This window comes from Metabacillus rhizosphaerae (assembly GCF_037201795.1).
In the GTDB taxonomy this organism is placed as follows: Bacteria; Bacillota; Bacilli; order Bacillales; family Bacillaceae; genus Metabacillus; species Metabacillus rhizosphaerae.
Window position 1 is genome coordinate 1,292,490 of sequence record NZ_CP147403.1, and the last position, 10,011, is coordinate 1,302,500.

General features: G+C 36.3%; 7 protein-coding genes and 1 rRNA gene (1 of these 8 cut by a window edge). All 8 read left to right on the top strand.

Annotated elements, in window-relative coordinates; genetic code table 11:
* The first annotated feature begins 13 nt into the window (after nucleotides 1-13).
* Nucleotides 14-361, top strand: coding sequence for a swarming motility protein SwrAA (locus WCV66_RS06145; protein ID WP_066333320.1), 348 nt, complete (start codon nucleotides 14-16; stop codon nucleotides 359-361).
* An 85-nt stretch (nucleotides 362-446) separates the two neighbouring features.
* Entirely contained in the window at nucleotides 447-1,634 is a 1,188-nt protein-coding gene (locus tag WCV66_RS06150; protein WP_338788302.1) for a PDZ domain-containing protein, read from the top strand.
* A 410-nt stretch (nucleotides 1,635-2,044) separates the two neighbouring features.
* A complete protein-coding gene (locus WCV66_RS06155) occupies nucleotides 2,045-3,037 on the top strand; it encodes a LacI family DNA-binding transcriptional regulator (protein WP_185653787.1) in 993 nt (330 codons plus the stop codon).
* 285 nt (nucleotides 3,038-3,322) lie between these two features.
* Nucleotides 3,323-4,600 carry an extracellular solute-binding protein gene (locus WCV66_RS06160; RefSeq protein WP_338788303.1) on the top strand — a complete coding sequence of 426 codons (1,278 nt, stop codon included), beginning with the start codon at nucleotides 3,323-3,325 and terminating at the stop codon, nucleotides 4,598-4,600.
* Between the two features lie 143 nt (nucleotides 4,601-4,743).
* On the top strand, nucleotides 4,744-6,000 hold the full coding sequence (locus WCV66_RS06165) for a sugar ABC transporter permease (protein ID WP_066333335.1): 1,257 nt from the start codon (nucleotides 4,744-4,746) through the stop codon (nucleotides 5,998-6,000).
* Between the two features lie 6 nt (nucleotides 6,001-6,006).
* On the top strand, nucleotides 6,007-6,855 hold the full coding sequence (locus tag WCV66_RS06170) for a sugar ABC transporter permease (RefSeq protein ID WP_396652607.1): 849 nt from the start codon (nucleotides 6,007-6,009) through the stop codon (nucleotides 6,853-6,855).
* 29 nt (nucleotides 6,856-6,884) lie between these two features.
* The gene (locus WCV66_RS06175; protein WP_338788304.1) at nucleotides 6,885-8,948 is read left to right on the top strand and encodes a beta-galactosidase; all 2,064 of its coding nucleotides are present in this window, start codon (nucleotides 6,885-6,887) and stop codon (nucleotides 8,946-8,948) included.
* A gap of 569 nt (nucleotides 8,949-9,517) precedes the next feature.
* Nucleotides 9,518-10,011: ribosomal RNA gene (locus tag WCV66_RS06180) — 16S ribosomal RNA — on the top strand; it runs 1,057 nt beyond the window's last position.

Genomic DNA, 10,011 nt, shown 5'->3' on the forward strand with positions numbered 1-10,011 from the left:
AGGGGGGTTCAACATGAAAAAGTCCAGTTACCTGAAGGAACAGGTTTATCAACATTTAATTTCGGAGTTAAGTGAAAAGAATTCGGCAGCGCATTCATATGCTAGTTCTAGTAAATGGATTCGTTTGTTTTGTATGTATTTAGCAAATTATACAACGATTAAAGAGATTGACCAGGTGGACAAAGCTAGTGTTCAGAAATATTTTACTTATTTATTAGATAATCATAAGCGTTTATCTCTTAGTTTGACAGATATAAAGAAGTCAATGCAAATGATCGAGGAGATTTTACATATTGAGGTAGGTAATTCTTTGAATGATTTTTCACTGTCTAATACTAGTCTGTGGAATAACTTAAAATAAGCATACTCAATCCTCTCCTTAGATGGTAAAATATGAATAACCTACTAGATTCGTACGGGTAGAAACAGTAAGGTGGGATTCTGTTTTGATAGAAAATTGGTTACTTGAGTTGCTTTTGGCAATTGGACGTTTCTTTATTCATCCACTCTTTTATTTGTTCCTTCTGTTGACACTAGCATACGGCTACTTTCGCATAAAGCGCGAAAGGAAATCCTTCCATGTACGTGTCCAGGACATTTACAACGAAATGAAATTTACTTATACAAAGGGATTACTCATAGGTTGTATCGCATCGCTCGTCCTCTTTGGAATTGGGTTAAGCTTACCATTTGGAACAAGTGTGTTACTAACGACTGTCACAGCTTTATTAGGGTTTACATTTCAGTTACGTTGGCTTTCAGCTGCTTTTTCAATTGGGATAACGCTCTTTGCAACTGCGATTATAACAAATGTAGATGCTGGTGGCTTTGAACAATTTTTTGTAGGATTATCTGAAACAAGCTACTCGTCACTTAGTATAGTTGCAGGCTTAATGATTATCGCGGAAGGTGTATTGATTTACCGTACTGCATACCAAAACACTTCACCTTTCTTGAAAACGAGTACAAGGGGCTTACCGATTGGTACTCATGTAGCAAACCGTACATGGATGTTGCCCTTGTTATTTCTTGTACCAGGTGGCACGCTAACCTCAACTCTCCCGTGGTGGCCAATTTTAACGATTAATGGAGAGCCATTTTTACTTATGTTCATTCCATTCTTCATTGGCTTTCATCAACGTGTTCAAGGGTCACTTCCACAAGAAAGCATTAAGGTTACGGGACACCGCGTTATTTGGCTAGGTGTACTGACTTTATTCCTTTCTGTCGTAAGTATTTGGTTTACAGTTGCTGCCTTTATCGCCATTATCATTGCAATAGTTGGTCGGGAATTTATTACAATCCGTCAAAGAGTGAACGACAAATCTGCTGCATTTTATTTTTCAAAAAGAGATCAAGGCTTAATGGTCTTAGGAATTCTTCCACAATCACCAGCTGAGAGAATGAATTTGCAGGTTGGGGAAATGGTGACAAAGGTGAATGGACATGCTGTGAAAACAGTCGAGGAGTTTTACCAATCTGTACAGAAAAATCGTGCATTTTGTAAACTAGAAGTCATCGGCTTTAATGGTGAAATTCGCTTTGTTCAGCGTGCATTGTATGAAGGTGAGCATCATGAATTGGGGATTCTTTTTGTTGTTGATGAGAAGAAGTGGGAAATTGAAGCGGTATAATTGTAGTTTAATATAATCCGGAATCTGTACAAATTTTTCCAGTTTCTATAGGATTAATCATTAAAAATATTGAGATTTTAAAAATTTATTAACCATAAAGAAATAAGCGTAAAAATGGCAAAATTAATAACCAAATTAATTTTGCTATTTTTATATACATTTTTATGATAGCGCAACCAAAATGGAAGAGTTATTCATTGATTACATAACATATTACTTCCCGCTTTTCTAAAATAGGAAAAAAGTTTGTATTATGAATTAGCATCTTGACTTTCTTACGTAAATGAGTAAAAATATTAGTAAAATATTTTACTTGTGAAATATACTATTACTTAGGATAATAAGACATAGAAATAGTTATCCATTTTTAGAGTGTAAAATGAAAGGTATCAATAATGGAGGTGGGAAGAATGGCGACAATTAAAGATATTGCAGAAGAAGCAGGGTTTTCTATTTCTACAGTTTCTCGTGTTTTAAATAATGACCTTAGCCTTTCTGTTCCAGATGAGACGAGAGACAAAATTTATGAGGTTGCTGATAAATTAAATTATCGTAAGAAAACATTAAGGTTAATCGTGAAAAATATTGCTTTTTTATATTGGCTTACAGATAAAGAAGAATTAGAAGATGTCTATTTTAAAACGATGAGGTTAGAAATAGAGAAACTTGCAGGAGAATTTAATGTAGAGTTAACAACCTATAAAATTACTGAAGGAATCACAAAAATCCCAGATAATATCGAAGGGTTCATTGCAGTAGGTACCTTCTCGGATAAAGAGTTAGAATATTTAAGAGGGATAACGCCAAACGGAGTGTTTATTGATTCTACACCTGATCCAAATCATTATGATTCAGTAAGACCTGATTTAGCGCAAGTGACAACAACAACAATTGACTTTTTAATTGAAAAGGGACATAAAGATATTGGTTTAGTTGGGGGTACATATCATAATCCCAACACGGATGAAGATGAAATGGATATACGTGAACGAACATTTCGTAACTATATGATGGAAAAAGGTTTATTGAAGGATGACTATATTTTTTGTCATAGAGGATTTTCTGTGGATAATGGCTATAATTTGATGACGAATGCAATTGAAAAATTGGGAGATCAGTTACCAACAGCCTTTTTCGTAGCTGGGGATCCGATTGCAGTTGGTTGTCTTCAAGCGTTGAATGAAAAGGGGATTGCAATACCTAATAGAGTAAGTATTATTAGCATTAATAATATTAGTGTTGCGAAGTATGTATCGCCACCTTTAACTACTTTTCATATTGACTTGCAGGAGATTTGTATAAATGCAATCGAATTACTGCTAGAACGAGTCATAAAAAAACGGAAGATTGTTAAAACATTATACCTTGGATCAGAATTAGTAATTAGAAAGAGTACAAATTAAATCAGTTAAGCTGAAAATAACTTAGGAAACTAAGTTATTTTTTTTGTTGTGAAGGAAACTACTAATTTGTGCTGTGATAATGCTTTGTTATCCGGTACCGGCGCTGCGCACCTAATAGACTTCCATTGCAAAAGGTAAACCACTTTTTATTTTCGTAAACTTTTTTACTTATAGTAGTAAAAAAGTTGTTTACAAGTTTTCTTACAGGTGATATATTTATTCTTGTAAAACGCTTTCACCTTAAATGATATCGTTTTGAATCTATTTTGAAGGGATGAATTCTCCATGAAGAGCTATAAAAAGTTATTTGGAATGATGAGTGGTATTGCTTTAAGTTTAGCGCTAGTTGGTTGTGGACCTCAGGAAAGTAGTGAAGAAGGTTCAGAGGTTAAGGACGAAACGAAAACTCAGGAATTATTAGTGTGGGAAGATATAGAGAAATCATCAGGTATTAAAGATGCCGTTGCAAAATTTGAAGAAGAGCATGATGTTACCGTAAAAGTTGTAGAAAAGGCTTATGCTCAGCAAATTGAAGATTTACGTTTAGATGGTCCAGCTGGTACAGGTCCAGATGTATTGACAATGCCTGGTGACCAAATTGGAACGGCAGTGACAGAAGGATTAATTAAAGAATTGGATGTTAGTGAAGATATACAATCTATTTATACTGAAGTTGCTATGCAGTCACAAAAAGTAGATAACAAAGTTTACGGATTACCAAAAGCAGTTGAAACAACAATGCTTTATTATAATAAAGATCTTGTTTCTGAGGAAGAGCTACCAGCAACTTTAGATGAATGGTATGAGTTTTCTAAAGAAGTAACTGATGGTGAAAAGTTTGGATTCTTGGCATTATTTGATCAAATTTATTATGCGCAAAGTGTTTTGAGTGGATATGGCGGATATATCTTTAGTAAAGATGATAGCGGTGCATTTGATGCAGCTGATATCGGTTTAAACAATGAAGGTGCAGTTGAAGGTGCACAGTACATTCAGAAGTTTTATCAAGAAGGATTGTTCCCAGCAGGAATTATCGGAGAACAAGGTATTAATGTATTAGAATCTTTATTCACAGAAGGAAAAGCTGCAGCTATTATCTCTGGACCTTGGAATATTGATCCTTTTACAAAGGCAGGAGTTAATTTTGGTGTAGCTAAATTACCAGCATTATCAAATGGTGAAAACATGAGCTCATTCGTTGGTGTGAAAAGCTACAATGTCAGCAGTTATTCAAAAAATGCTGAGCTTGCTGAAGAGTTAGTGGAATTCCTTGCGAACGAAGAAAACTCTAAAAAACGTTTTGAAGTAACAAAAGAAGTTCCAGCGGTACAAGCTTTAGCAAATGATCCTGTTGTAGCAGAAAGTGAGGCAGCACAAGCTGTTGCGGAACAATCTCAGTTCTCAGAATTAACACCTAATATTCCTGAGATGAACGAAGTTTGGACACCAGCAGATGCAGCATTACAAACAATCGCTACGGGTAAGGCGCAACCGAAAGCAGCATTAGATCAAGCGGTTGAAACAATTAAAGGACAAATTGAAGCAAAACACGGTGGTAAATAAAGTGTAGACATCCTGTTCGTTAAGAATAGGAAAATTAGTTCATAAATAGTGGTGTCAAACGCTATATAAGTTTGGCGCCATTTATTATAAGGAGGAATCAATGAATTAATCTGATCTTCTCCTATATATAAAGAGGTGAAAAAATGCAACATCGTAGAATTGCCTTACTATTATCGATTATTCCTGGGCTTGGTCAATTTTATAATAAACAATGGATAAAAGGCTTTATGTTCTTAGTTCTTGGTGTATCGTTTTTTGCAGTATTTGCAGACCTGTTGAACATGGGGTTTTGGGGTCTTTTTACGCTTGGAACAGAGGTGCCGCGTGACAACTCGGTCTTCCTTTTAGCGGAAGGGATAATCGCGGTAATCGTTACGTGTTTTGGTCTAGCAATCTATTACTTAAATTTACGTGATGCGTTTAAAAATGGAAAATTACGTGATGAGGAAAAGGAGCTAAGTTCTCTTAAAGCTCAGTATCAGAATTTAATTTCACAAGGCTATCCATATGTGGTAAGTGGACCATCACTATTTATTTTAATCTTTGCTGTCATTTTTCCAATCTTATTTAGTTTTGCGTTAGCATTTACGAACTACGACTTATATCATTCCCCACCTGCTAATTTAGCTGATTGGGTAGGCTTACAAACTTTCGCTGAAATTTTCACGGTTGATATTTGGCGGGCAACCTTCTTTGATGTGTTAGCTTGGACGGTCATATGGACTTTAGTAGCTTCTACTATTCAAGTTAGTATTGGTATTTTCCTAGCTGTATTAGTGAATCAAAAGGAAATTCGATTTAAGAGGTTTATCCGTACAGTACTAGTGTTACCATGGGCGGTTCCAGGGTTTGTTACCATTTTAATTTTTGCTGGATTGTTTAATGATAGCTTTGGAGCGGTTAATAACGATATTTTAGCCGCATTTGGAATTGATGCAATTCCTTGGCTGACAGATGCGAATTGGTCAAAATTAGCCTTAATTCTCATGCAAGGTTGGTTAGGATTCCCGTATATCTTTTTAGTGACAACTGGTGTTTTACAATCAATTCCTGAAGATCTTTATGAAGCTGCAACAATTGATGGTGCATCAGTGTTTGCGAAGTTTAAGAATATTACAATGCCAATGATTTTAATTGCAATGGCGCCAATAATCATTACCCAGTATACGTTTAACTTTAATAACTTTAATATTATCTATCTTTTCAATGGCGGTGGTCCTGCAGTTCCTGGATCAACGGCTGGAGGGACAGATATATTAGTTTCCTGGATTTACAAGTTAACGATGCAATCAAGTCAATATTCTCTAGCAGCAGCATTAACGATCTTGTTATCTGTCTTTGTTATAGCGATTGCTTTATGGCAATTCAGAAGAACAAATTCATTTAAAGAGGGGGCTTAAGAGGTGATGAGAAACATGAAGACAAAAAAATCCTTTGGTCTCTTTATTTCTTATACAATATTAGCTTTTATGATGGTTATCATTATTTACCCTTTACTTTGGACGGTTGGTGCTAGCTTTAATCCTGGTAACAGCTTAATTAGTACGTCAATCATTCCGAAAAATCCAACATTGGATCATTATCGAGAATTGTTCGCTGGTAAGGAAAGTTTACAATATGGCCATTGGTATTTAAACTCACTAAAAATTAGTTTGTTTACGATGTTAGGTACCATTGTGAGTGTCTCCTTTACTGCTTATGCATTCTCACGTTTTCGCTTTAAAGGTAGAAAGAATGCCTTAACGTTATTTCTCTTGTTACAAATGATTCCTCAGTTTTCAGCGTTAATTGCTTTATTCGTTTTAGCGCAGATCTTGGGAATGATGAATAGTCATTGGTTGTTAATCCTTCTTTATATTGGTGGGCAAATTCCAATGAATACGTATTTAATGAAAGGGTATATGGATTCGATTCCAATTGATTTAGACGAAAGTGCCAAGATTGATGGGGCGAGCAATACGAGAATCTTTTTACAAATTATTATGCCTTTATCAAGACCAATGGTGGCAGTCGTTGCGATGAATGGCTTTACAGGTCCACTTGGAGATTTTGTTTTATCCTCGACGATTCTGAGATCACCTGAAGCTTACACACTGCCAATTGGTTTATATAACCTTGTAAATGATGTAATGGGTGCAAGCTACACAACTTTCGCAGCGGGAGCAATTTTAATCAGTATACCAATTGCTATTATCTTTATTCTTTTACAAAAGAACTTTGTATCAGGCTTAACAGCAGGTGGAACGAAAGGTTAATGGAAATATGGTTTTAAAAGGAGATCGTTATGACAAAAGGTGATAAAACATATACAACAAAAGCAAACTTTATGCTCCATGGCGGAGATTATAATCCTGATCAATGGTTAGATCGACCAGATATTTTAGCTGATGATATCAAATTGATGAAGCTCTCGCATACAAATACGTTTTCTGTTGGAATCTTTGCTTGGAGCGCGCTTGAGCCTGAAGAAGGGGTATATAACTTTGAATGGCTTGATGAGATTTTCGAAAATATCTACAAGAATGACGGACGTATTATTCTAGCCACGCCAAGTGGGGCGCGTCCTGCATGGTTGTCACAGAAATATCCTGAAGTTTTGCGTGTGAATGCGAGTAGAATGAAACAATTGCATGGTGGAAGACATAATCATTGTTTTACTTCAGAAGTTTACCGTGAAAAAACACAGAATATAAATCGGTTGTTAGCAGAAAGATATGGTAACCATCCAGGTCTCATCATGTGGCATATTTCAAATGAATATAGTGGGGAATGTCATTGTGATCAATGTCAACATGCCTTTAGAGATTGGCTTAAGCAGAAATATGATCATGATCTTAAAGCTTTAAATGATGCATGGTGGACAAATTTTTGGAGTCACACATACAGTGATTGGTCGCAAGTAGAATCCCCATCACCAATCGGGGAAAATGCCGTACATGGCTTAAACTTGGATTGGCGTCGATTTGTAACTGACCAGACGATTTCATTCTTTGAAAATGAAATTGTTCCATTAAAAGAAATGACACCTAATATTCCAATTACAACGAACTTTATGGCTGACACATTTGATTTAATTCCATTTCAAGCACTAGATTATAGCAAGTTTGCCAAACATCTTGATGTTATAAGTTGGGATGCGTATCCTGCGTGGCACAATGATTGGGAAAGTACAGCTGATTTGGCGATGAAGGTAGGCTTTATTAATGACTTGTACCGAAGTCTTAAACAGCAACCATTTTTATTAATGGAATCTACGCCAAGTGGAGTTAACTGGCATGATGTGAATAAAACAAAACGTCCAGGTATGCACTTGCTTTCATCGATGCAAATGCTTGCTCATGGATCTGATAGTATCCTATATTTCCAATGGCGAAAATCCCGTGGATCTTCGGAAAAATTCCATGGTGCTGTTGTCGATCATGATAATAGTTCGGAAAATCGTGTTTTCAAAGAGGTTGCTAAAGTTGGTGAAACTTTAGAAAAGCTATCTGAAGTTGTGGGTACGAACCGTACGTCAGATGTTGCGATTTTGTACGATTGGGAGAACAATTGGGCAATAAATGATGCACAAGGCTTTGGAATGAAGACGAAGCGTTACCCGCAAACATTACAACAGCATTATCGTACCTTCTGGGAACAAGATATTTCAGTAGATGTGATTACGAAAGAACAAGATTTTACTGCGTATAAATTATTGATCGTTCCAATGCTTTATTTAGTAAGTGAAGAAACGATTTCACGGTTAAAAGCATTTGTCGCGAGCGGCGGTACATTGGTTATGACCTATATAAGCGGTATCGTGAATGAGCATGATTTAACCTATATGGGTGGCTGGCATAAGGATCTTCAAGAGATTTTTGGTATGAAACCTGTTGAAACAGATACTTTATTCCCGAATGATAAAAACTTTGTCATTTTCCGTAATGGAACATACGAGTTGAAGGATTATGCAACTGTAATTGAGTCAAATACGGCAAACATCGAAGGAGTTTATCAAGATGATTTTTATGCTAATACTCCGGCAATTACTAGCCATCAGTATGAAAGTGGAAAGTCCTACTATATAGGAGCGCGTTTGGATGATCAGTTCCATCAAGACTTCTATTCTGGATTGATCAAAGATTTATCTCTAGAAGCAGTTTTCCCTGTAACACACGGTAAAGGAGTATCTGTACAAGTTAGACAAGCTCCTGAACATGACTATATTTTTGTGATGAATTTTACAGAAGAAAAACAACAAGTTAGTTTTGAAACAAAAGTAACTGATATGGTGACTGGAGAAGACTTAACAGGTGAGATAACGCTAGATAAATATGAAGTAAGAATAGTGGAGAAATCAACTAATTAATCTAATAGTAAGGAAACATCCATTCTACTATTTGAGTGGATGTCTTCTTTTTCTCTATCTATACAGTCTTCAATTTAAGCAACACCCTCATTGGGTTGGATATCGTTTCAACTGTTTCTTACTATAATAATAAAACTTGTTAAGTTAGATTGAATCACAGATGATTTGTAGAATGTTATTTTTACTTTTGAAAAATCAGAACGTTTTGTAAAATGCTTTCTGAATTATGTGATGTTTCAACTTCTTTTCTATTATAGTACTTAAAATTATTTATCATATAGTTATTGACTTCTTTTATAAAGGATAGTAATATAGTAATTCTCCGCTGAGGGAATTGATTAAATCCCGCACTGGTGGATATGTAGAACACTTTTGATAATGTAATTCATCATTACTAATTCAAATAAAAGTATTTTAGAAAAGTTGTTGACAGCTAATAGATAAAATGATATATTATTATCCTGTCATCAAATAGTTCTTTGAAAACTAAACAAAACAGAAACGTCAACGTTAATCTAATTAACAAAAACGTACTATATAGTACAAATTTATGAGCTATATCAAACACTTTATTGGAGAGTTTGATCCTGGCTCAGGACGAACGCTGGCGGCGTGCCTAATACATGCAAGTCGAGCGAATCAATGGGAGCTTGCTCCCTGAGATTAGCGGCGGACGGGTGAGTAACACGTGGGTAACCTGCCTGTAAGATTGGGATAACTCCGGGAAACCGGAGCTAATACCGGATAACATTTTGAACCGCATGGTTCAGAATTGAAAGATGGCGTCTAGCTATCACTTACAGATGGACCCGCGGCGCATTAGCTAGTTGGTGAGGTAACGGCTCACCAAGGCAACGATGCGTAGCCGACCTGAGAGGGTGATCGGCCACACTGGGACTGAGACACGGCCCAGACTCCTACGGGAGGCAGCAGTAGGGAATCTTCCGCAATGGACGAAAGTCTGACGGAGCAACGCCGCGTGAACGATGAAGGCCTTCGGGTCGTAAAGTTCTGTTGTTAGGGAAGAACAAGTACCAGAGTAACTGCTGGTACCTTGACGGTA

Bases quoted from the DNA above. Each gene is read 5' to 3' on its own strand.
- WCV66_RS06145 (WP_066333320.1), top strand. From the start codon at position 14: ATGAAAAAGTCCAGTTACCTGAAGGAACAGGTTTATCAACATTTAATT.
- WCV66_RS06170 (WP_396652607.1), top strand. From the start codon at position 6,007: ATGAGAAACATGAAGACAAAAAAATCCTTTGGTCTCTTTATTTCTTAT.
- WCV66_RS06175 (WP_338788304.1), top strand. From the start codon at position 6,885: ATGACAAAAGGTGATAAAACATATACAACAAAAGCAAACTTTATGCTC.
- WCV66_RS06160 (WP_338788303.1), top strand. From the start codon at position 3,323: ATGAAGAGCTATAAAAAGTTATTTGGAATGATGAGTGGTATTGCTTTA.
- WCV66_RS06155 (WP_185653787.1), top strand. From the start codon at position 2,045: ATGGCGACAATTAAAGATATTGCAGAAGAAGCAGGGTTTTCTATTTCT.
- WCV66_RS06165 (WP_066333335.1), top strand. From the start codon at position 4,744: ATGCAACATCGTAGAATTGCCTTACTATTATCGATTATTCCTGGGCTT.